This window comes from Photobacterium japonica (assembly GCF_050337005.1).
Lineage (GTDB): Bacteria > Pseudomonadota > Gammaproteobacteria > Enterobacterales > Vibrionaceae > Photobacterium > Photobacterium japonica.
In genome coordinates, this window is sequence record NZ_JAKJSN010000010.1 from 22994 (window position 1) to 46926 (window position 23933).

Here is a 23933-nt window from a genome sequence, read left to right on the forward strand (position 1 = left end):
TAAAAGCGTAATATCTGATTTCAGTGACTTGGCTAGTCTACGTAGAGTGAGTAAACTGTCAACCACCAACAAGGAGCGAGGTTTACACTTGTGCAAAAATTGAACACAGCTATCGATCTTGAATTTGACCAGCAACATATCTGGCACCCTTATACATCTACCCTACATCCATTACGTTGCTATCCCGTTACGCGGGCAGAAGGCGTGCATCTGGAACTTGAAGACGGCCGCCAGTTGGTGGACGGCATGTCTTCATGGTGGTCGACCATTCACGGCTATAACCACCCCGCACTCAACGAAGCCGCCAAAGCGCAAATTGATAACATGTCGCATGTCATGTTTGGGGGGATCACCCACCAGCCTGCTGTTGAGCTGTGCCGTAAGTTAGTCACCATGACGCCTGAACCGCTGCAACATGTATTTCTGGCTGATTCTGGCTCTGTGGCGGTGGAAGTGGCGCTAAAAATGGCCTTGCAGTATTGGCAGGCCAAAGGGGAAAAACGGCCGAAGTTTTTGACGGTGAAACATGGTTATCATGGTGACACCTTCGCCGCCATGTCAGTGACCGACCCGAATAACTCCATGCACAGCCTGTACAAGGGCTTCCTGCCCGAACACATTTTTGCCGAGTCGCCGCAGTGTGGATTCTTTGATGAATGGGATGACGCCGATATGGCGGACTTTGAGCAGAAGATGTTACAACACCGCGATGAGATTGCCGCCGTCATCATCGAACCCATTGTACAAGGGGCGGGAGGCATGCGGATCTACCACCCGTTGTTCCTTAAACGGGTACGAGAACTGTGCGACCAACACGGCATTTTGCTCATTGCGGATGAAATCGCCACTGGATTTGGCCGTACTGGCAAATTATTTGCCTGCGAACACGCCAATATCAGCCCTGATATTTTGTGTCTCGGAAAAGCACTGACTGGCGGGTATATGACACTCTCTGCCACATTAGCGACACAGCATGTCGCAAATACGGTATGCGGCGGGGATGCCGGTTGCTTCATGCATGGCCCCACGTTTATGGGTAACCCACTGGCCTGTGCCGTCGCCAATGCCAGCCTTGACATACTGGCTTTGAATCATTGGCAAAATCAAGTAAAAAACATTGAAAATCAATTGGCTGAATCGTTACCAGAGCTTGAAAAGCTCGACCGCGTCAAGACCGTTCGATGGTTGGGCGCGATCGGTGTGGTGGAGCTGCATGAGCCGGTTGATATGGAAAGCATTCAGCAGACATTTGTCGACAACGGTGTCTGGATTCGCCCTTTTGGCACACTTGTATACATAATGCCTCCTTTTATCATTAATCAACAAGAACTTAGCCAACTCACATCCGCCATCCACCTTGCATTGAGCTAGTATCGAAAAGCAGACAACACCCCGTCGTTGTCTGCTTATACTTTTCCTGAACGTTATAGCAACTTCCGTTCCGTTCCCACCGTATAACGGTATAAAACCGGAACCCACTCATAATCAATAACGTCAGTAAGGCTAGTACTATGCAACTACCATTATTCCCACTCCAGATCTACGTGCTTCCCGGCGGGATCAGCAAACTGCGCATCTTTGAACCGCGCTACACCCGACTGGTTAAGTTGGCCATGGCCGCCAGTGAAGGCTTTGGCTTGTGCATGAAAGATGGGGACACACTGTGCCATTTTGGTACCCGCGCCATCATCACCGACTTTGAACAGTTACCCGATGGTTTGCTGGGGGTCACGATTAAAGGCGTGGAGAAATTCTTAATCAACAAACACTGGAAGGAAGACGACGGGCTTCGGTTTGGTGATGTCACCACCATGTCGAATTGGACGCCCACCGACATTAAATTTGTTGATCGTGACATCTCCATGTGTCTCAAAGCCCTGTTTGAGGAATACCCCGAACACGCCTCGCAATACCCCCTGCCCGATTACAATGACATGACGTGGGTTTGCCAGCGCTGGTTAGAATTGCTTCCGCTTGAAACCAATCAAAAGCAATGGTTCATGAGCAGAAATGATCATCGTGCTGCGCTGTCTTTCCTACACAATGTGATTGATGAACAATTAAATAAAGACCATTAGTTTGCTGCCATGATCATGTCTGTGGATGTTATGTTTAACAAAGGCATGATTTTCTTTTATACCGCAGCACCACCATCACATGCTCGGCATACCTTGCAAATAGCCACCGGCAGCGATTTATTCTTATCAATACGTCACTGTCTCGTGTTGATCATCACTAGAGTTAATACAACTAGGACAGCTCATACCCAACGGAGTGCGACTTATCATGCGTTGAGGACGCGAGAATGAAAAAACTGCTCTTAATTTTAACGTTAAACGGCCTCCCCTTTGTCATTTATGCCGCCGTGGGTTTCCAGCCGGATCACCTGCCCGCCTCCTATCGTGACGCTCTGCTTCATTCTCTGGGCGGCCACTCGCAATGCCTCACACACACGTCGGATATGCCCCCGCCACTTCGCCAAACCCATCAAATAACGCATCAAGTTTTACATCAGTCGCACACGCTCACATAACCGTCAGGTTGAACAAATATCTGCGATAAAATCGTCTAGGCTTATGATCAAGAAGGGAGAAAGAAGGAATGCAGAATGGAACGGCTGCTGGGACCAGTGGGATACATCGTTGCCGCACTCGGCTTTGCCCTGATCTTTTTGCTGATCTTGGCCACCAAACGTAAAAAGCACCTGCAAAAACGGCTTTTACAAAGCTTATGTGTACTGGGCGCGACATGGTGCGGGGTCACAGCATGGCAACTGCTCTATGCGCAATCTCGGGTACCGTCACTGCTGACAGAGAGCCTGTTCAATTTGTGTTTGATCTTATTGATCACCTCTTCGCTCACCGACAGTCATCGACTCTCTCAGTTACTGAAAAAGCGCAGTGACCTGTGGTTTTGTGCTTTTATTACCCTGACGGCCAGCCTAGAAACACTCCGTTTGTTTCTGCCGCTATTTCATCAAAAGGTGTATTTCTTCCTCCATCTCGGTCAAGCCATTATCGGTTTATGGTTCATTGAAAACCTCTATCGCAGCAGTCAGCATGCCGCGCGTGATGCCGTTAAACCACTGAGCCTTGGGCTCGGGCTGATCTTTGGTTATAACTTTGCCCTGTATGCCGATGCCGTCCTCACGAACTCACTCACGGCTACCTTCTGGCAAGGACGCGGCTGGGTCATTGCCATGGCGATCCCTTTGCTGTTACTGGCCATTAAACGGTTAAACCAATGGGAAAGTCGCGTCTATATTTCACGCGACATTGTTTATCACAGTACCCTGATCATGGTAGCAGGCATGTATTTGCTGACCATGGCCGCGGTCAGTTACCTGATCAAAATCGCCGGTTTCCACTGGGCCGATACCGCACAAACCCTCTTTTTTGCGTTAAGCGGCGTGGTGTTAGCGAGCCTGTTTTTATCCGAATCCTTACGCAAACAACTCAAGGTATTCATTGCTAAACACTTTTTTGCCAACAAATACGAATACCGTCAGGAATGGATGCAATTTTGCGCCACGTTGGAAGAACCGAATCGCTCGCCGTATGACAATGCGCTCGCCGCCGCCATGCGGCCTTTTGGCTGTGAATACGGCGTATTGGCCCTCAAGAAAAAAGGCCATTTACGCCCGATCACCAGCCTACATTGCACACTTAAGCACCCGGATATTGTCCCGACGCTGGATGCCATTGGCGAACTCGCCATTCAGCATCAATGGATCACGGAGCTTAATGCCTTAAGCCACGGTATTGAAACGCCGCCCTTTCCTATTCCCCATGCGGCGTTGATTTACCCTAATCATTTTTCCTTACTCATTCCGTTTGATTCATCCGGCCACTATCAAGGCGTATTGTTATTATCACAACCCACCTCAAGCGACAGTGTGAACTGGGAAGACCGGGATTTAATGCGGGCCATTAGTCAACAGCTCGGGGTCTATCTGGCGATGTACGAAGCTAATCAGCAACTGGCAGAAAGCCAACAGTTCGATACCTTCAACCGTATGTCTTCTTTTCTGGTGCACGACATCAAAAACGTTACCGCACAGCTGCAATTACTCAGTCGAAATGCAGAGCAACACAAACACAATCCCGCGTTTATTGATGATGCGTTTGAAACGGTCGATCACGCTATTGAGCGACTCAATAAAATGAGTTCTCAGCTACGTAAAAAGCAAATTGATATTGAAAGTCCGCAATCTTTTGATTTGATCGCCATGCTGGAGCACGTCTGTCAAACCCGCAGTATTCAACGACCTATTCCACAATTTTTCCCGCCAAGCCCCACCGCCAGAGCGTCCCTCAGTGATAGCACGGCACCACGTATAGACTTGCATGCCAGTAAAGAACGCTTTGAAAATATCCTCTGCCACTTGGTGCAAAATGCGCAAGACGCCACGCCCGATGACGGACAGGTTGAGTTGCATCTGACAATCGATGGCCAACACGCACACCTGACCATCAGCGATAGCGGCCACGGCATGAGCGAAGCTTTCATTAGAGAACGGTTATTTAAACCGTTTGATACCACCAAGGGCAATGCGGGTATGGGAATTGGTGCCTATGACGCCAAAAATATGATTGAGCAACTGGGCGGGCATATTGAGGTCCAATCGGCCGCACACCAAGGCACACAATTTCACTTGGCTATCCCACTCAGTAAAAACACCGCCGATACTACCTAACAGATACCGTGGTATCGAAATAAGCATCACCATACACAAACAAGCACAGCCACACTCAAAAAAGCACCACTATACTCAAATAACAACCACAAAAAAGAGACAATGCATGGACACACTTCTCGTTATTGAAGACGACCTTGGCATTCAAAAACAACTTAAATGGAGCCTTGCAGATTACCACGTCATTTTTGCGGCCAATCGGCAAGATGCCATCAGCGCACTGCGCAGGCATGAACCTCATGTTGTCACCCTTGATCTTGGTCTTCCACCCGACCCAACCAACGCCTCTGAAGGCTTGCAGACATTACAAGAGATCATGGCGTTATCGCCCAGTACCAAAGTCATTGTCATTACCGGTAATGACGACAAAGAAAACGCCCTGAAAGCGATTGCCTTGGGCGCGCATGACTTCTACCAAAAGCCCATCGACAGCGACATTTTAAATGTCATTGTCGAACGGGCCTTTATTCTGACCAAGCTTGAAAAAGAAAATATCCAGTTGCGTCAATCGTCAATGGATAACCACGGTTTCATCGGCAATTGCCCTAAAATCCAGCATGTCTGTCGCATGGTAGAACGCATTGCGGCGACAGAAATCTCAACCCTGATCTTAGGGGAAAGCGGCACGGGTAAAGAAGTGCTGGCACGGGCGATCCATAACCAGAGCCCACGTCGTGACGCCCCCTTTATCGCGATCAACTGTGCGTCGATTCCCGAGCACCTGCTGGAAAGTGAGCTGTTCGGCTTTGAAAAAGGCGCATTTACTGGCGCACATAAAACCACGATTGGAAAAATAGAATTCGCCAATGGCGGTACTCTCTTCTTGGATGAAATTGGCGACATGCCTTACACCCTGCAAGCCAAGATATTGCGTTTTTTGCAAGAGAAGGTGATTGAGCGTGTCGGGGGACGAACCGAAATACCTGTGGATGTAAAAATCGTCTGTGCTACCCACCAAAATTTGCAGCAAATGATGGCAGACAAAAGTTTCCGTGAAGATTTATTTTTCCGCGTCAGCGAGATCACAATTGAGAACCCGCCATTGCGTGAACGTGGCAGTGATATCATTTTATTGGCCAAATACTTTTTGCACATCGCGAACCAACAAACGCAACGTAACATCAACGGATTCACGGAAGATGCCTTGCAGGCGCTGTGCCATCATCAGTGGCCCGGTAACATTCGAGAACTGCAAAACAAGATCAAATCCGCCGCGATCATGGCGGATGGCAAAATGATCAGTGAGCTTGATCTCGCCCTTATGCCTGTTGACTCAGCCAGTAAAGAAACGCTGGCACTCAACCTGCGTCAAGTCCGGGAAGCCGCAGAAAAACAAGCCATTAAACAAGCATTGGCCATATGCAACAACACCATTTCTCAAGCATCCAATTTGTTGGGTATCACCCGCCCTACCTTGTATGCCTTACTTGAAAAATATTCAATGATGAACGAATACAAAGCCCAAAATGAAAGCAACGCGGAATAAAAACATGCCGTTATTGAGGACGGGATTATTGATAGCACCTAGCACCGAAGAATAGAATAAGGCGAAAGAAGAACAGCACCTAAGGGTGCTGTTCTTCTTTATGGCTTATCGCATTATTGTTGTGGTCATCCGTTGTTATTCTTCAACTGTCTTTCATCAATCGCTTAAACCAATGTTTATTTTTTAAGGTGCCATGATTGCCAGTCTTCGGGTTATCCGAATCCATCGCCGTATCACATTGATCCAATGCGCTATACGCTGTGCTGTCACCTGTGCCATCATCCCCTAGAATACGTTCGTCTGTGGTATAACGGGCACTGCTGGCAGGTACCGATTCAGACGGTGCTGGCGCATTGTACTGGCGACGCTTTTTAATGAGCTGCGCATCCAAGTAGCGAATGGTCGCCACCTTGCGTTCAATCACTTTATCCAGCACGTCGGTCACATCATCGAGCGTCTTAAAAAGCTTTTCGGTTTCATGTTCCGACCAGGTTCGCGACGTTTGGAAGCGAGATCCGCCATCATGCTGCTCGTCTCCCTCTGCAGCGCCTAATGCGCTAGCCGTCGACAATGCACCAGAGAACTCTTCCCCCATTTCTGCCAGTACCTGTGTGATAGCCGTCTCTGTCACCACGGGCATTTCTTCCAAAAAAGCGAACAGTAATACACGATCCATCAAGATATTGATCTTGCGGGGGATCCCGGCGGTATGCTCACAAATAACCGGAAAAATACTGTCCTCTAACGCCGGATTGCCCGTCCATCCCACTTGCAGCAGACGGTGCAGCACATACTCTTTCGTTTGCTCACAGTCAAACGACTGCAAATGGCAAGAGGCGATCACCCGCTGACGGAATTGTTCCATATCGGGGCGGGCTAAAATGGCTTTCAACTCTTCCTGTCCTAACAAGAAACTTTGTAGCAACGGTTTGTCATCTTGTTGGAAGTTTGACAGCATTCTTAGCTCTTCCACGGTTTCCGCCGGCAGGTTCTGGGCTTCATCCACCAGTAATAAGACTTGTAACCCTTTGGCATGTAACGACAAAAAACACTGCTCTAAACGCTTCAAAATGTCCGCTTTTGTCAGCCCTTCGACAGGAATATCAAATTTTGCCGCAACCAATCTCACCAGTTCATCGGGGCTCAAACACGTTGTGGCTATTTGAACGGCAACCACCGAATCATCAAGATTGGCTAACAAATGGCGGGCAATCATGGTTTTTCCTGACCCAATAGGCCCTGTTACCACAATGAACCCTTCCCCAGACGACAAGCCATATTGTAAATATGACGCCGCTTTCTCATGATGGGGGCTGGCAAAGAAAAAACGGGGATCCGGGCTCAGCCTAAAAGGTTTATCGGATAGTCCAAAATACGCTTCATACATGATTATAAATCCACACTTAATTCGAGATAGATTCGGTTCTCATCATACCCATCATCCGGTAACGATGATGACCGCGTGTTATGTTCAACACCGGCGGTCAGCACCACCTCAGGGTTGATGGTATAGCTGCCATCAATAGAGAAGGTCCAATAATGATCATCTTGATCGGGTGTATCTAAGTTTTTAAAATGGTAGTCGCTGTAATCGATAAGGGCTGACACACTAAACCGCCGCGACAAGCGATGATCGGCCGCGATGCTTGCGCCATAGCCAGACTCGTCTCCATCATTGTTAGTAGCGTTGAGCGCATCCACCTCAAACCGATAAAGAGAGAAAATAAAGGTTGAACGCCGCGCTTCAAGGGTTGATAGCCAAGTAAGCCGTCGCTCTAACGTGGCTTCTGCAATATTGGCACCGCTAACGAACGTATCACGATCAAAATTCGTCACCTCTTCTTCATACGTAATTTCGTTGGTCAGTCGACGAGAACGGTGTGACAGCAAGAAGAAATATGCATCGCCAAAAGTCCGTTTATCGTAAGACGCCCTGAGCAAAGTGCGCGGTGAAGGACGCAAGTAAATCGCCCCGGCCCAAAAGTCCGACTGGTTCTCGGTTTCCGTAAAGTTATAGCTCAATTCAAAGTACGTGGTTTTCGTCCAAAAATACCGTACCGCTGGACCCCAACTGAGCATGTCATCACTGTCTGCATCGGTAAGACCTGAGTAGTTTTCATAGTTCAAACGCACAAAAGGCACCCAGCGATACATCGTCTGAAAACCGATTTCTTCTCGCAGAATAACAAACGACGTATTGGGATCGTCGCCCTGACTCTGTTTGTAATCATAGGTGCCTTCTATCAGCCAAAACATGTCACGCACATTCGGGCCATTGGAAAAACTGAGGCTCGCACCGATGCCATCGTAGTTACCGATGTCATCTTCATTATTGATGACAATCCCAAATATACGGGCACTAAGATTACTGTCGCTCAGCGGGTTACTCTGATAGCTCAATCCAATTTCAGCTTGCCGGCTCTCCACCGTGTCGCCGGAGAAAATGTCCGCGTTGGCATTTTCGTCAATCGCGGCGGCTATGTTCTCTATCGATGCGATCGCATCAACACGAAAACCGTTGCCGATCCCTTTATCCGCTTCAAACTGCAAGGTTTGATACAGTGCGTTATCATTACCATCATGGCTATAAAAAAGCTGACTCAGCCCATAATTCAGCAGTAACACATTGCCATCAACGCCTGACACATCGAGCCCAAAATCGGCATTCGCGGTCGTAATTAAACTGCCCTGTCGATCAGAGGCGGTTTGATCAACATTATCGGTAAAGACCAGGCCGGCACCGACACTGGACGACACCGACACCTCAACGGCCAACGCCAACGGGGCAAGCAAGCACAACGCCGCCAGCGCGACATTAGTCGATATCGGTTGTTTTCCCATAGCCATATCCATATCCGTATTGGCTATAATTGCCGTGGGTCGCTTTATTGATGATAAATCCCATCGCGATATCCCGATTGAGCATCGAAATCGCTTCATCAATATTCGACAAGCTAGTTTTTGACTGTTCCACCACAATCATGGCTTGCCCCATAAACTTAGACACCGTGATCGTTTCGATCACACCTAATAACGGTGGGCAATCGAAAATCATGATACGATCGCTATAACGGGTAGCCAGCTCCTGCGCCAACGCCGCCATTTTGTCACTGGATAACAACTCATTACTTAAATGGTGTGCAGCACCCGCCGGCAAAATACGCAGATGAGGAATATTCGTGTCGTAGATAACATCGGCAATATCCTCGACCTCTCCCAGCAGGTAGTCGATCAATCCTTTACAGGATTTTATCCCCAACATAGCAGACACACTCGGTTTCAACACATCGGCATCCACCAGTAAAACCGTTTTGTCTTTTTCAGACGCGACACTTAACGCTAAATTCACCGACGTAAACGTCTTTCCTTCATTCGGTGCGGTACTCGATACCATGACCATATTGCTGTTTGTGATCGTTTCCGCCGCAGGACCAAACGCGTTATATAAAATCTTATGTTTTATCGAGCGATATTCATTCGTCATTTCAGGATTGGCTTTATCATTGTCGTGCGACACCATGCCTTTTCGTTTGAGTGCGTCAGTATCAATCGTAAACACCACATCATGGCTATCAACCTCCGATACCATGCGCGGTTTGCGTTTTTTCGCTTGCTTCACTGCCGTCGTCAGTGACGAAGAATGACCGGCATCGCCTGCCGCCCCATTCTGGTGTGTATCGGCATTAGTAGTATCCGCAGCCTCTGCCACAGTTTGTCGCTTAGCCTCTTCCGACGCCATCACCCGACCAATCAAGCTTTTTTTCTTTGAGCCTTTGTCGCGCCCTTTTTGGAGAGCTTTTTGAATGGTATTCATAATGACTCCTTCGCTTGCAATATCTGCTCATGAATGGAGGGGGTGGTATTAATGACAATAAAGGCCACAAATACGAGTCCTAACATGCCACACAAAGCGACATAGCGAATAACCTGTCTGCGCTTCGCTTGTTTTAATCCTGACATTTCTGTAGCCGATACCACGCCAAAAACGGGCACTTGTGTGTGTTTGAACAGTTGTGTCGGCGAAATAACCACAGGCCAGATCTGGCTGGCTAAAAAGGCTAAACACACACCGGCACCCAGCGACAAAATCAGGACAATCGTTAAAAACAAAGGTCGCATCGGTCCGGATGGCTCTCTCGGTAACAGTGGCGGATCAATGATACGAAACGAGATCTGGTCAGCGGAATTCCCAATATTTTGCGAAATCATCGCGGATTCACGGCGCGACAGCAGCATGTCATACTGGCTTTTCGTCACGTCATAATTTCGCATCATATGCGTCAATTGCGCTTCCACTTCCGGTAGATCGCTCAGCTTTTTCTCTATGAAGGTAATTTTCGTCACTAAACCTTCTTCGCGCACCGCCAATGAAGCGACTTGGTTTTCTAGCTCACTGACAATCAGTTTCATTTCTTGCAGCACCACAGTGTCATTATCGATATTGGTGCCTTGCGCAATCACCGTGCTTTTAAGTTTCTGTAATTCTTCAATTTGGCGACGTGTTTCACGCACGTCGGGGTGCTTTTCAGTAAAGCGGAACAGTAACGCATCAAGACGGGCCTTCAGTACATCTAACCGATCATCGTATTCGGTCCGATTGTTTCTCCCTTGACGCCTTATCTCCATCATTTCGCGATTAAGCTGATCACGTGCAGACGCTAAGCGTGACCTCGCCTCTTGCAGCTCTAAGCGGGTCGATTCCAGTGTGCGTTTTAACTCCTCCGCCATGCTGAAATAACCACTTTCAGAGCCAGGCATATAACCCGCATTGGTACGTTTGAAATTGGCGAGTTTCGCCTCCGCATCAATCAAACGCTCTTCATACACCGTGAGCTGCGTTTCAATAAAGACATTGGCTTGTTCTGTATCGTCCTTTTTCTGCCCCACCGCATTTTCAACAAACACATCCAGCGACGCCTGCACCACATCTTTCACAAATTTAGGGTCTTTACCTGAGTAGCTGATTTTGAACAGGTTTTCTTTCCCTGCTGAGCTGATTTTTATCTTAGATTTCAGATTCTCAAGCGCATTTTCGTAATCGTCTTGCGTTTCCGCTTTCACGTCGGCATCGGTATAGCGGGCAATCGTCTCCAAGTTTTTACGACTGAGCAGCGTTTTTACCATCAAGCGCAGCTCTTGAGAGGGATCGTTATCGATAGCGATCCCCTGCAGTAAGGGTTGCAAAATGGTACGGGTATCTGCATATACCCGTGCATTAGAGGTATATTGGTTAGACATCAATGTCACCGCAATCCAACCTAGCGGACAAAGAAGCCAAGCCGTAATGATAATCCAGCGACGGCGGTGCCAAATGCCATAGAGATAATGCAGCAGCAGTTCTAACTGTTCCTTCATGCCTTAGTCTCCTCTAAAACCAAGCTTCCGGAATAATAATGATGTCGCCGGGCAAGATATCGATATTGGCGTAAATATCCCCGTCTCGCACTAAATCGGCCATCTTGAGATTGAACTGCTTTTGCTGACCGTTGATCACGCGGATCAAGCGGGCATCATTGCCATCGGCATATTCTGTTAGCCCGCCTACCTCGACCATCACATCCAGTAACGTCATATTTTCACGGTAGTTAATGGCTTGCGGTGAAGAGGCTTCGCCTATCACTCGTACCTGCTCACTGTAAGGCCCGACAAAGCCTGAAATCATCACACTCACAATCGGGTCTCGCACGTATTCGGCTAATTGTGCTTCAAGGCTACGCGCCAAATCTGTCGGGGTGCGGCCGGAGGCAGGAAGGTCATCGACCAAGGAAGTTGAAATCATGCCATCGGGACGGACCATATAGCTGCCTGATATTTCAGGGTTACCCCAAACAAAAATAGACAAACTATCACCAGGGCCAATCAAATATTTGTAATCATTTATATTTTTGGTCAGTGATGACTGTGGCGTTGCCGAAGGTAAAAGAGGCAAGTCGTTCGAGCTACACCCTGACATGGCCATCACCAATGCCACGCATGCACATGTTACATACTTCACTTTAACAGCCTGTTCATTCATATCCATATCCACCCTTCGCCATTACCCTTGAGTTACCGAGTGCTCACTAATAACCATTTGAAGCATTTACTGTTATATGACTAATTTGTGGTACTAATTTAACTATATATGATTTTTTTATTTTGCAGATTTTTTCTGCTCATCAATAATTCAGGATGTACCTAATGAAATAAAATCAGCATCAATATAAATAGGGCTCGTTTATGGCAAACTCGCGTTTTCACGATTTAAACCTGAGTAACGCAACACTCATTGTCACCGATATTGTGATTTTAACAGCGATCTATTTTTTTGCTYCTCACTATTTATCAGGCATTTACCCTTCGCCTCCTCCCGCATTTGATCTGAGAACCGTTGTCCATCTCTTTTTCTTTACGTTTCCCATACAACTAACCTTATTGGCGGTCGGGCTCTACAATGAAAAATTGCGTGAGAATTTTCGCGGGATCACCCTACGCATCACCGTAGCGATCATATTGGCCTATTTGCTGACATTCACGCTGGCTATTTTCATTCCGCACCTTACCTTAGCCGGCTTCAGTAAAGAAATACTGTACGCCATCGCCTTGCTGGTATTGGTCGTCGCGCGCTATGTCGCCATTACGAATAATTATGAGCACATCGGCCGTCGCCGCGTAGTCCTTCTCGGACACGGTAAAAGGGCGCAACTCATCAACACCAGCATGCGCCGCAAAGCAGACCGGGTGCATTGTGACATTGTCGGCTATATCGATGTGCCAGGGGATCATTGTGAAGCACCTGACAATATTCCCCTTCTCACACTGAAACAGCCACTGGAAGAATACGTTCGTGACGAAAACATCGATGAGATTGTCATTGCCGTCGACGAGCGCCGTGGCAACCTGCCCATTGAAAGCCTATTCAAATGCAAAATACAACGTGTCCTTATCACGGATGTGATTGATTTCATTGAACGGGAGACAGGCCAAATTGCAGTTAACCATATTAATCCATCGTTTGTTATCTACAATAACAATGCCTCCGATAACACACTTTCGGCATTGTTTAGTTGGCTATTTAACAGCGTGATTGCCATGATTATTCTGTCTGTCAGTTGGCCGCTAATTATTGCTTCTTTTATTTGTATAAAATTTGAAGATGGTCTATTTGCCCCAGTTTTATACTCACAAAAAAGGGTGGGATTACAAGGCAAAGTCTTTTCCATTTATAAATTCAGGAGCATGCGGATTGATGCAGAAAAGCACGGTGCACAAATGGCAGCAAAAGCGGATAACCGTATCACCAAAATAGGCCACATCCTGCGTAAATACCGTATTGATGAGCTCCCCCAATTGGTCAACGTATTGCGCGGCGACATGTGCTTTGTGGGGCCTCGGCCAGAACGCCCTTTATTTTCCGACCAATTTGCCGATGACATTCCCTTTTATACCCACCGCCATGATGTGAAACCGGGCTTAACGGGCTGGGCGCAACTTAAATACCCTTACGGGGATGGGCTGGATGACGCCATTGAAAAACTGAAATTTGATCTCTACTACATCAAGCATCGCAGTCTACGATTGGATTTACTGATCCTCATCAGAACATCGGAAATTGTTCTCTTCGGTAAAGGACGCTGATTATGGAAAATCCGGTAACACCGACACGCTCATTACCTGCTAAGGTGCACGCGATGACCAATGCCATGACCATTGATGTCGAGGACTATTTTCATGTCTCGGCACTGTCATCGGTGGTTAAACCGCAAGATTGGGGAACGACCTACCCTCTGCGGGTAGAAGCCAGCACCTACCGTATCTTGCAAATTCTGGCGCAGCACGACACCAAGGCGACCTTCTTCGTCTTAGGTTGGGTAGCAGAAGCATGTCCACAACTGATCAAAGACATTGCCAAGGCCGGTCATGAAGTCGCCTGTCACGGGTTCGCCCACCAGCGGGCCAACCAACAAACTCAAACGGTATTTCGTGATGATGTCGCTAAATCAAAAGCCTTATTGGAATCACTGACGGGGCAGCGTGTCTACGGTTACCGTGCCCCCAGTTTTTCCATCGATGAGTCCAACACGTGGGCGTTTGAAACATTAGCTGAACTCGGCTTTGTTTACTCAAGCAGCACCTACCCCGTGAAGCATGATCTCTACGGTGTGCCTGATTGGCCGCGTTTTAAATACCGCCGCCCAGAAGGAGTGATTGAAGTGCCGATCCCCACGCTAACGCACTGGGGGCGAAATATCCCGATTGGTGGCGGGGGCTATTTCCGATTCTACCCTTACCTGCTAAGCCGACACTTAATAAAAACCTATCTCGAGCGTACGGGGCAGCCCTACAGCTTTTATTTTCACCCATGGGAAATCGACCCCGACCAACCCAGAGTCTCTGGAATATCGAGAAAGTCACAATTTAGGCATTACCTCAATTTAGACCGAATGGAGCAACGCTTAACGCGGTTATTGCAAGATTTCAACTGGCATTCAATGAATCACGTTTATCAACTCTATGGGCATGACAATCATGGACAACCTGACAATACGGAAATTATCAAAACACCAACACCCTGCGTGGGACACGTACGTTGATCACCATCCGGATGGCAGCTTTTTCCACCTGTCTGGTTGGCTTGATGTCATCCACTCCGTCTTCGGCCACCAGCATCACTATTTACTGGCAGAGCAAAATGATGAGCTTGTCGGGGTACTGCCCTTATTTGAACAAAAAAGTTGGTTATTTGGCCACGCACTCATTTCTACGCCTTTTTGTGTGTATGGCGGCGCCCTGTCAGATAGCACATCCGTCCGAGAAAAATTAGAAGACGCCGCTTATGAATTGGGTTGTAAACTGAATGTCGATTACGTCGAGTTACGCGATAAACATCCGGTTGAGAATACCGGCCCGTGGGTCACGCACAGTCATCACACCGCTTTTCAGTGTCCGCTGCCTGCCGAGTCGGATGCCATTCTCACCACCATTAAACGCAAACAGCGGGCGGTGATCCGGCATTCACAAAAAAACGACCTGCAATGGGACAACAGCGACAACCCACAGGGCTGTTTTGATTTGTATGCCGAGAGTGTTCGCAACCTCGGGACGCCGGTGTTTTCCGATAAATTATTTTCAGCATTGAAAAAGACGTTCGGGGAGCGCTGTGAAACACTGATCATCCATGACAAAGCAAATCAACCAGTGTCTGGCGTATTGAGTTTTTACTACAAAGACCAAGTGTTGCCCTATTACGGCGGTGGGAAGCATGAAGCCCGCGATCTGAAAAGTAATGATTTTATGTATTTTCAACTGATGCACATCGCCCAACAGAAAGGCATGACGTCGTTCGATTTTGGCCGCAGCAAAGTGGATTCAGGCGCCTACAAGTACAAAAAGCATTGGGGAATGGAAGAAATCCCGCTGCACTACCGCATTGCTCTCGTGAAAGCGAAGGCGCTGCCTAACTTGTCACCCAACAATCCTAAATACAAATATTTCATCCAAGCCTGGCAAAAGCTTCCACTCAGCGTAAGCCGACATCTGGGTCCTTTTCTGTCTAAGTACTTAGGATAAGCCTATGAAAGAGCCTCTACTTTATCTTTGTCATCGTATTCCCTTTCCCCCCAACAAAGGGGATAAAATCACGACGTACAATGTACTGAAATACTTACAGCAACATTATGACATTCACTTAGGGTGCTTTGTCGATGATGCCTTTGATACGCGCTATCAAGACGATGTAGCCCAATTTTGTGTCAGCAGCCATTGCATTCCGTTGTCACGGGCTTACAGCAAACTTAAAGGGCTGACGGCGTTATTGAAAGGGGAGCCCATTACGCTTCCTTTTTACGCGCGGCAAGCCATGCAGCAATGGGTCGATCGCACGTTAGCACAACACAGTATTCGCAAAGCCTTTGTGTATTCAGGCTGTATGGCGCAATACGTTATTCCCCATTCAGCCCAGTTACACACGGTGATGCATTTCGCCGATATCGACTCCGATAAATGGCGGCAGTATGCTTTGAAATCACACGGGATCATGAAGGCCATTTACCAGCGTGAGCACAAAACGTTGGAAGAGTACGAAATCGCGGTGGCTCATGCCCTCAATGTCAGCTGCTTTGTCACGCAGACAGAAACGGATGCGTTCAAAGCCCTGCTCGAACCGCGGGTACAAGACAAAATCATGCTGCTGGAAAACGGCCTCGACAGCGACTATTTCTCTCCTTCTGCGAACACCACACTCGGTGAATCTTACCCGCTGGAAAGCGATAACTACATTGTGTTCACAGGCGCAATGGACTATTGGGCCAATGCCGATGCTGTCACGTGGTTTACCCAGCAGGTATGGCCTTTAGTGATCCAAACACTGCCGGAAGCCAAACTGTATTTGGTGGGCAGCTCCCCCGGGCCCAACGTTGAAGCGTTAGCAGAGCAAACAGGAGTGATCGTGACTGGGCGAGTGGAAGACGTTCGACCGTATTTACAACACGCCAAAGCCGCTATCGCGCCCATGCAAATTGCCCGAGGGGTGCAAAACAAATTGCTGGAAGCCATGGCAATGGCCAAACCCATCATTGTCTCGCCGCTCACCATTGAAGGAATGGAAGACTATCCAACGGAACACCTCGCCATTGCCGATGCGCCAGAAGAAATCGCTCGCTGGTTGATTAACAAATTACAAGCACCCGCGATTGAAGCACATTCGTCACGCGAATGGATTGAGCAACACTATAGCTGGGAAGCCAAATTGAAACCGCTGCTCGGTTACCTCAGTCCCCCGCCCATTGGAGAGGTGACGGTATGATACGAAACAGAGCCACGTTAGTGTTGATCCCCATGTTCTGTTGGGGGTTGATTTTCTACAGCAGCGTGATCGATATGGTCACTGTATGGAGTCAATCCAAAACCTATGAGCACTGCTTTTTGATTTTGCCGATTTTTTTCTGGCTGGTCTGGCAAAAACGCCATGCCCTGCAAGAACAACCGCAAGACATTGCTCTGGTTCCCATCATATTGATCCCACTACCGGGCTTGCTCTGGTTGGTTGGCAAAACGGCAGGTGTCAGCTTGTTTGAACACGCTGCGGCTATATTCAGTTTGCAGTTGCTGATTTGGGCGCTACTCGGTACCGCTCGCGCCAAGCAAATTTGGTTTCCCATTTGTTACTTGGTGTTCTGTATTCCCTTTGGTGAAGAACTAGTACCGGCGCTGCAGGATATTACCGCCGATCTGTCTATGGTCATGCTGTCACTGTCAGGCATTGCGGCTTATCGCGACGGGCTCTACATTACCATCCCTAACGGGCAGTTTGTGGTGGCAGAAGCCTGTTCCGGCATCCGTTTTTTGATTTCCAGTTTGGCGCTGGGCACACTCTTTGCGTACCTACAATTTGCGAAGCTCTGGAAACGTGTCGCGTTCGTGGGCTTTTCTTTTATTTTCCCCATCATTGCAAACGGTATTCGCGCCTACGGCATTATTGTCATTGGTTATTTAAGTGATATGAAACATGCCACGGGGGCGGACCACCTCGTGTACGGCTGGTTGTTCTTTAGCATCGTGATTATCTGTATTTTTATGACCGCGAGTTTTTTCGCCGATCCCCCCGAAGCAACATCCCAGCACGCGGTGTCTAGCAACGCACAAAGTCAGCACAACAGCAAATCTATCGGGCTCTTGTCAGCGTTGCTTGTATGTATTGCGCTGTGGGGCCAAAGCATTCAACAACCCACGGCCAATGTGGAAGATACCTCTGCGTTATTAGCCGAAACCATGGTCACAAAAGATCACCTTCCTCGTGCTTATTGGGGGATCCAATTCCCCTATTCCAGCCATGACAAGCTCGCCACCAATGAAAACGGGGACACGTACTTTTACACCGCTCGCTATGCCCTCAATCAAACCCAAGGCGAGTTAATCAGCAGTGAAAACAGCCTGTATGACAAAGAATCCTGGTCGTTGCACTCCACCCAGCCTCTCCCTTTGGGTAATGATACGGACGCAACAACTCTCTCGTTAATCGACCAAAATGGTCGCACGATGGAAGTCATCTACTGGTATTGCATCAATGATTTTTGTACTAGCGATCCTTTAGCACTAAAACTGTATAAGGCAGGGCATCTTATTACCGGTGGTGATGGGTATGCCGATGTGTTTGCGATTGCGAGCCGAAAAGGCGCACAAGCGCAACATTATGCCAAACGCTGGCAACAAGCCGCGCAACGCACGGCGGAGTAACCGCAACATACGGATCAATGCTATCGGCTATCGCGTCAAGGAGGAATACCATGTGTGGCATTTCAGGCATCTTCAACCTACATTGCTCTCAGCCCATCGATGGTGAGTTACTGAAGCGCATTAACCGGCTACAACAACATCGCGGCCCCGACGATGAAGGCTATTATCTAGATCCACATGCGGCACTTGCTCATCGGCGCCTCTCTATTATCGATTTATCCGGTGGCCACCAACCGTTGTTCAACGAAGATAACAGCGTGGTCGTGGTGTTCAATGGCGAGATTTACAACTTCCGCGAATTGGCCGATGAACTGAAAGCATTAGGGCACCAATTTCGCACCTTGAGTGATACCGAAGTGATTGTGCACGCGTGGGAAGCGTGGGGGGAAGACTGTGTCCGCCGTTTCAGGGGCATGTTTGCTTTCGCCGTCTGGGATACCAATACACGCACGCTGTTTATCGGCCGTGACCGATTGGGCAAAAAGCCCTTGTTTTATACCGTGACCGAGCAGGGCCAGTTTGTATTTGCCTCTGAACTAAAAGTACTTATCGGTCATCCGGCAGTGAATAAACAGCTACGCCCCGAAATGGCGGAAGAGTTTTTCATGTATGGCTACATCCCCGACCCATTCAGTGCTTATCAGCATATTTTCAAACTTGAGGCCGGGCACACTCTGACCCTGCACCCCAACAGTACGGTTGCCTCCAAACAATATTGGGATTTAACGACGCCCTCTCACATACTCAGTTGGGAAGACACCCAGCAATCATTGGTCGAAAAACTCAGAGAAGCGGTCAACATACGTTTAATGGCGGATGTTCCGCTCGGGGCCTTTTTATCTGGCGGCGTGGATTCGAGTGCCATTGTTGCACTGATGGCAGAACTGCAATCGACCCCCGTCAACACCTGCTCGATTGGGTTTGATGAACGTGACTTTGATGAAAGCACCTACGCGCAACAAGTCGCAGAACGCCATCACACGCATCATTGGCAAGAAATTGCCAGTCCGCATGATGTCAGCCTGATTGATAAATTGGCTGACATTTATGATGAACCCTACGCTGACAGTTCAGCCCTGCCAACTTACAAAGTGTGTCAACTCGCCCGTCAGCAGGTAAAGGTCGCGCTTTCTGGCGATGGGGGGGATGAGATTTTCGGCGGCTATCGTCGTCACCGCATGCACCTTGCCGAACAACGATTGCGTAACGCAATCCCGCAGCCTATTCGTAAACCCTTATTCGGCACCCTTGGTTGCCTCTACCCCAAAGCCGATTGGGCACCACAGCCTTTGCGCGCAAAAACGACGTTTCAATCATTAGCGATGGACATGGTGGAAGGCTATGCCAGCAGTGTTTCAAAAATCCGTGCCGCAGAACGGCATAAACTCTTCAGTCCGGCGTATAACCGACAATTAAACGGCTATAACGGCATCGATATTTTGCACCAGCATGCCAAACGTTTACCAACCGATGACCCACTCAAGCAGATCCAATATCTGGATTTTAAAACCTGGCTGCCTGGCGACATTCTCACGAAAGTCGACCGAGCCAGCATGGCGCATGGGCTCGAGGTTCGTGCCCCTTTGCTAGACCATGAATTCATTGAGTGGGCCTACAGTATCAATAGCCGCAACAACATCAAAGGCAACGAGGGTAAGTACGCCTTCAAAAAATCGCTTGAAGGCCGCGTTAGTAATGACATTCTGTATCGACCAAAAATGGGCTTTGGCATGCCCATTGCTCACTGGTTCCGAACAACGCTACAACCCAGTTTGCACCAAAATGTCCTGTCTGAGGCCATGTGTGACAGCGGATTCTTTAATGTGGATTGGCTAAAAAAAATGGTGCATGACCACCAGCACGGTTACCGTGACCACGGCGTCTCTCTCTGGTGCTTACTGATGTTTTCTCAATTTATGGTGAGGCAATAAGTATGCAATTACTCACAATCACCACCTTATATCCCAATGCTAACGATACGAAGCACGGTATCTTTGTGGAAAATCGACTTCGTCATTTGCAAAAGCACCATCCTGATGTCGGGTGCACAGTGATTGCGCCGGTGCCTTGGTTTCCGTCCAGTCACCCACGCTTTGGGGAATATGCCCGTTATGCCGATGTACCACGGCAAGAAACCCGGCATGGCATCACGATTTATCACCCTCGTTATCTGGCGGTCCCTAAAATCGGGATGCAATTGCTGCCCGTCACACTCCATCATTGCATCCTTAAACAAGTTCGCGCTTTGTTAAAACAAGGGGAGCATTTTGACTGTATTGATGGGCACTATTTTTATCCCGAAGGGGTCGCGGTAGAAAAAGTGGCGGCGCAGGTTAACCTGCCATTTACCATGACAGCGCGCGGCACCGATATTAATCTTATTCCGTCGTTCCCTCGCCCCCTGCGCCAGATACAGCAGGTGTTTAGGCACAGTCACCATAATCTGGCGGTGTGTGAGGCATTACGCCAAACCATGATTTTGCACGGGGCCAATCCGGCCTCGACCACCACTGCCCGCAATGGCGTAGATTTAGCCTTATTTCCGTTTGTCGATCACCACCAACAACACGCATTGCGCACTGAATTAGACTTACCCGTTGATCGCCCCCTCTTTATTTCCGTTGGCTGGCTCATAGAACGAAAGGGACACCATTTAGTGATTGAGGCCATGCAGTCTCACCCTGAAGCCATGCTGCTGATCGCCGGAACCGGTCCCAACGAAAAAGCCTTGAAACAGCAAGCCCAGCAACAAGGAATGGGCGATCGTATTCGCTTTCTTGGCGGGGTCGACCAACCTACCTTGGCCCGTTATTTTGCAGCCTGCGACCTCTCCATTCTGGCCTCTGACCGAGAAGGCTGGGCCAATGTGTTACTAGAGTCGATGGCCTGTGGCACACCGGTCGTCGCCACCAATATTTGGGGCACACCGGAAGTGGTTAACTGTCCAGAAGCCGGTATATTGGTTGAACGTGATGCCGTCAGTTTGGCCAAGGGCATCGAGACACTATTACATCAACGCCCCGACCGCCAAGCAACGCGCCATCACGCAGAACGGTTTTCTTGGGAAGATACCGCCCACTTGCTCTATCACCTTTTTGAGCAAATCATTGCCTCCACGACGCCCTCATCATCTGCGGCACCGCACACCTCTTCCCCATCACCGCATAAGGATATGGCCTCATGAAAATTCTTTATCACCATCGTGTGGCATCACGAGATGGTCAGTTTGTTCACATTGACGCCATCATTCACGCCTTACGGCAACAAGGCCATGAGGTGATCGTGGTGGCGCCAGAGATCAGTGAAAACACAGATTTTGGTGATAATGGCGGCTGGGTGTCCACACTGCGCCGTCGGTTACCCGGGGCGGTGGCAGAGCTGTTGGAGTTTGGCTATAGCCTGTATGATTTCATCGCGTTATACCGTGCGATTAAACAGCATCAACCGGATGCTATTTACGAGCGTTATAACCTCTTTTTACCCTCCGGTATTTGGGCGAAAACCTGGTTTAATCTGCCCTTAATCCTCGAGGTCAATTCCCCCTTATTCCAAGAGCGTCACGATTACACGGGCATTCATCTACCTATGTTAGCGCGCTGGTCGGAATACTATACGTGGCGTAACGCCGATCATGTTTTGCCCGTTAGCCATGTTCTCGCTGGGTACTTGTATGATGCAGGCGTACCTTCTTCTCGCGTAACAGTGATCCCAAACGGTATTGACACGGCACACTTTTATCCTGACTTACCGGCCTCTCGTATGCCTGAATTTGACGGGAAAACCGTGATTGGTTTTGTGGGTTTTTGTCGGGAATGGCACCGATTAGATGCCGTTATGGCGCGTATCGCCGCATTGAATGACCCGACCATCCAGTTACTGATCATTGGGGACGGCCCCGTGTTAGACGATCTCAAAGCGCAAGCCAAAGCCCTTCAGATCACCGAACAAACCCATATCACTGGCTTGGTGCCTCGCGATGCCATGCCTCAATGGCTGGCACAAATTGACATTGCCTTGCAACCGGCGGTCACCCCTTGGTGTTCCCCCTTAAAACTCATCGAATATTTGGCGGCGGGTAAAGCCATTGTGGCGCCAGATGCCGATAACATCAAAGAGCTGCTCACCGATGATCATAACGCTTTGTTGTTTAAAAACGGTGATATGGAAAGCATGCTGGATGCGATTGAAACCTTGATCACATCACCGACATTGCGTGATCGCCTACGCCAACAAGCCAGCCAAACCATTCAAGAGAAGCAGTTAACATGGGACAGTAATGGCCAAAAGATCGTCCACCTGCTGACGCAGGTGTGCACAGAATCCGCGATCACGATTGAGCAACGCTCATAAGGATGCATCATGACCCAGTCAGTGGTTCACATTGTTCACGGCTTTCACATTGGCGGATTGGAAAAGTTGATCGTTAACTGTATCAACAAGATGGGTGAACAGTATCAGCACACCATTATCAGCCTGACCACCATCGGCGATGATATCGTGCAGCAACTGCAATACCCTGTCACGATGATTACATTGCATAAACCTGCCGGTAACAGTGTGCGTTTATATCCAACGATCTACCGCCATCTACGCCAAATTCAACCTGATATCGTACAAACTTATAACCTTGCCACCATTGAATACCAATGCGTGGCGGCAGCAGCGCGTGTCTCCGTCCGTATCCATGCTGAACATGGTCGTGACACCTACGACCCGTTCGGAAAAGTAAAAAAATACCGTTACCTCCGCCGGCTCTGTGCCTGCTTAATTCATCGCATGGTGGCCGTGTCTGATGATCTCTACCAGTGGCTCGCCAACGATGTGGGCATACCGAAAAAGAAACTCCTTTTGATTCGCAACGGGATCAATACCGATCACTTTCAGCCGGCGATGCCGTTATCTTTCGTCAAGCCCGATCCTGACGCTGAGCCTGACTATGACGATATCCCTCGCACAGAAGAGAACAATGTCGTCTCTTTCCCCCCGACATTCACCTTTGGCCATGTTGCTCGGCTGCAAAGTGTTAAAAACCAGCAATTACTGATCGGGGCTTATCAAGAAGCATGTCGGCAGAGTCCGACATTCGCCCAAGACACCCAATTGGTATTAGTGGGTGATGGTGATCAACGGCCTGCGTTAGAGCAGCTCGTGGTGCAATCGCCCCCCGGCACGCATATCCACTTCGCCGGCAGCCAAACCGATATGCGAGCCCAATATGCCCGCTTTGATGCCTTTGTCTTGTCTTCTATTGCTGAAGGGATCCCACTGACGTTATTGGAATCAATGTCGATGGGGATTCCTCATATCGTGACCAACGTCGGCGGAATTGGTGAAGTGATCATCGAAGGCTGTACCGGTATCGGTGTGCCCTCTGAAAATCAAGCCGCGCTAACAACGGCATTGTTGGAATTTTATCACCAGAAGAATCAACTACCGGATATGGGCGCATCGGCACGCCATCGCATCGAGCAAGACTTCAGTGAACATAACATGGTAGAAGCGTATAAATCACTTTACCGAGCTTAACGGCCATCACAC

Annotated in this window: 18 protein-coding genes; 13 read left to right on the plus strand and 5 right to left on the minus strand. The window is 48.8% G+C overall.

Translation table 11 applies throughout. The annotated features are described in order from the left end of the window. Window positions 1-111: 111 nt before the first annotated feature. The 4 genes from bioA to prsR all read left to right on the plus strand — a co-directional run bounded on the left by bioA (window position 112) and on the right by prsR (window position 6182). A complete protein-coding gene (gene bioA, locus L4C36_RS03110) occupies window positions 112-1371 on the plus strand; it encodes an adenosylmethionine--8-amino-7-oxononanoate transaminase (protein WP_428476436.1) in 1260 nt (419 codons plus the stop codon). 140 nt (window positions 1372-1511) lie between these two features. Then, window positions 1512-2078 (plus strand): LON peptidase substrate-binding domain-containing protein, encoded by a 567-nt coding sequence (locus L4C36_RS03115; protein WP_428476321.1) that lies wholly within the window; start codon window positions 1512-1514, stop codon window positions 2076-2078. 530 nt (window positions 2079-2608) lie between these two features. Beyond that, the gene (prsK, locus tag L4C36_RS03120) at window positions 2609-4696 is read left to right on the plus strand and encodes an XrtA/PEP-CTERM system histidine kinase PrsK (protein WP_428476322.1); all 2088 of its coding nucleotides are present in this window, start codon (window positions 2609-2611) and stop codon (window positions 4694-4696) included. 106 nt (window positions 4697-4802) lie between these two features. Further along, window positions 4803-6182, plus strand: a complete 1380-nt coding sequence (prsR, locus tag L4C36_RS03125; protein ID WP_428476323.1) for a PEP-CTERM-box response regulator transcription factor — start codon at window positions 4803-4805, stop codon at window positions 6180-6182. Between the two features lie 142 nt (window positions 6183-6324). Here prsR and L4C36_RS03130 read toward each other — a convergent pair whose 3' ends face one another. The 5 genes from L4C36_RS03130 to L4C36_RS03150 are packed head-to-tail and all read right to left on the minus strand — an operon-like array spanning window position 6325 to window position 12204. After that, window positions 6325-7569: an XrtA/PEP-CTERM system-associated ATPase gene (locus L4C36_RS03130; protein WP_428476324.1), complete on the minus strand. Its 1245-nt coding sequence runs from the start codon at window positions 7567-7569 to the stop codon at window positions 6325-6327. A 2-nt stretch (window positions 7570-7571) separates the two neighbouring features. Beyond that, window positions 7572-9029 carry a TIGR03016 family PEP-CTERM system-associated outer membrane protein gene (locus L4C36_RS03135; protein ID WP_428476325.1) on the minus strand — a complete coding sequence of 486 codons (1458 nt, stop codon included), beginning with the start codon at window positions 9027-9029 and terminating at the stop codon, window positions 7572-7574. Then, a complete protein-coding gene (locus tag L4C36_RS03140; protein WP_428476326.1) occupies window positions 8998-9996 on the minus strand; it encodes an XrtA-associated tyrosine autokinase in 999 nt (332 codons plus the stop codon). The genes L4C36_RS03135 and L4C36_RS03140 overlap by 32 nt, the downstream gene beginning before the upstream one ends. Continuing rightward, window positions 9993-11537: an XrtA system polysaccharide chain length determinant gene (locus tag L4C36_RS03145; protein WP_428476327.1), complete on the minus strand. Its 1545-nt coding sequence runs from the start codon at window positions 11535-11537 to the stop codon at window positions 9993-9995. Before L4C36_RS03145 ends, L4C36_RS03140 begins: the two co-directional genes overlap by 4 nt. A 13-nt stretch (window positions 11538-11550) precedes the next feature. Next, entirely contained in the window at window positions 11551-12204 is a 654-nt protein-coding gene (locus L4C36_RS03150; protein WP_428476328.1) for an XrtA/PEP-CTERM system exopolysaccharide export protein, read from the minus strand. A 197-nt stretch (window positions 12205-12401) separates the two neighbouring features. Here L4C36_RS03150 and L4C36_RS03155 point away from each other — a divergent pair, with 197 nt between their 5' ends. From L4C36_RS03155 to L4C36_RS03195, 9 genes are read left to right on the plus strand one after another with little or no spacing between them, the layout of a single operon-like run. Further along, complete coding sequence (locus L4C36_RS03155; protein ID WP_428476329.1) at window positions 12402-13799, plus strand: TIGR03013 family XrtA/PEP-CTERM system glycosyltransferase; 1398 nt, start codon at window positions 12402-12404, stop codon at window positions 13797-13799. A 2-nt stretch (window positions 13800-13801) separates the two neighbouring features. After that, complete coding sequence (locus L4C36_RS03160) at window positions 13802-14755, plus strand: XrtA system polysaccharide deacetylase (RefSeq protein ID WP_428476330.1); 954 nt, start codon at window positions 13802-13804, stop codon at window positions 14753-14755. Then, window positions 14691-15731 carry a FemAB family XrtA/PEP-CTERM system-associated protein gene (locus L4C36_RS03165; RefSeq protein WP_428476331.1) on the plus strand — a complete coding sequence of 347 codons (1041 nt, stop codon included), beginning with the start codon at window positions 14691-14693 and terminating at the stop codon, window positions 15729-15731. The genes L4C36_RS03160 and L4C36_RS03165 overlap by 65 nt, the downstream gene beginning before the upstream one ends. A gap of 4 nt (window positions 15732-15735) precedes the next feature. Then, window positions 15736-16965, plus strand: coding sequence for a TIGR03087 family PEP-CTERM/XrtA system glycosyltransferase (locus tag L4C36_RS03170; RefSeq protein WP_428476332.1), 1230 nt, complete (start codon window positions 15736-15738; stop codon window positions 16963-16965). After that, the gene (gene xrtA, locus L4C36_RS03175) at window positions 16962-18395 is read left to right on the plus strand and encodes an exosortase A (RefSeq protein WP_428476333.1); all 1434 of its coding nucleotides are present in this window, start codon (window positions 16962-16964) and stop codon (window positions 18393-18395) included. The genes L4C36_RS03170 and xrtA overlap by 4 nt, the downstream gene beginning before the upstream one ends. A 50-nt stretch (window positions 18396-18445) precedes the next feature. Further along, window positions 18446-20326, plus strand: a complete 1881-nt coding sequence (locus L4C36_RS03180; RefSeq protein WP_428476334.1) for an XrtA/PEP-CTERM system amidotransferase — start codon at window positions 18446-18448, stop codon at window positions 20324-20326. A 2-nt stretch (window positions 20327-20328) separates the two neighbouring features. Continuing rightward, entirely contained in the window at window positions 20329-21579 is a 1251-nt protein-coding gene (locus L4C36_RS03185) for a glycosyltransferase (RefSeq protein WP_428476335.1), read from the plus strand. Then, window positions 21576-22745, plus strand: a complete 1170-nt coding sequence (locus L4C36_RS03190) for a glycosyltransferase family 4 protein (protein WP_428476336.1) — start codon at window positions 21576-21578, stop codon at window positions 22743-22745. The genes L4C36_RS03185 and L4C36_RS03190 overlap by 4 nt, the downstream gene beginning before the upstream one ends. 9 nt (window positions 22746-22754) lie before the next feature. Beyond that, window positions 22755-23921, plus strand: a complete 1167-nt coding sequence (locus L4C36_RS03195; RefSeq protein ID WP_428476337.1) for a glycosyltransferase — start codon at window positions 22755-22757, stop codon at window positions 23919-23921. The last annotated feature ends 12 nt before the right edge of the window (window positions 23922-23933 follow it).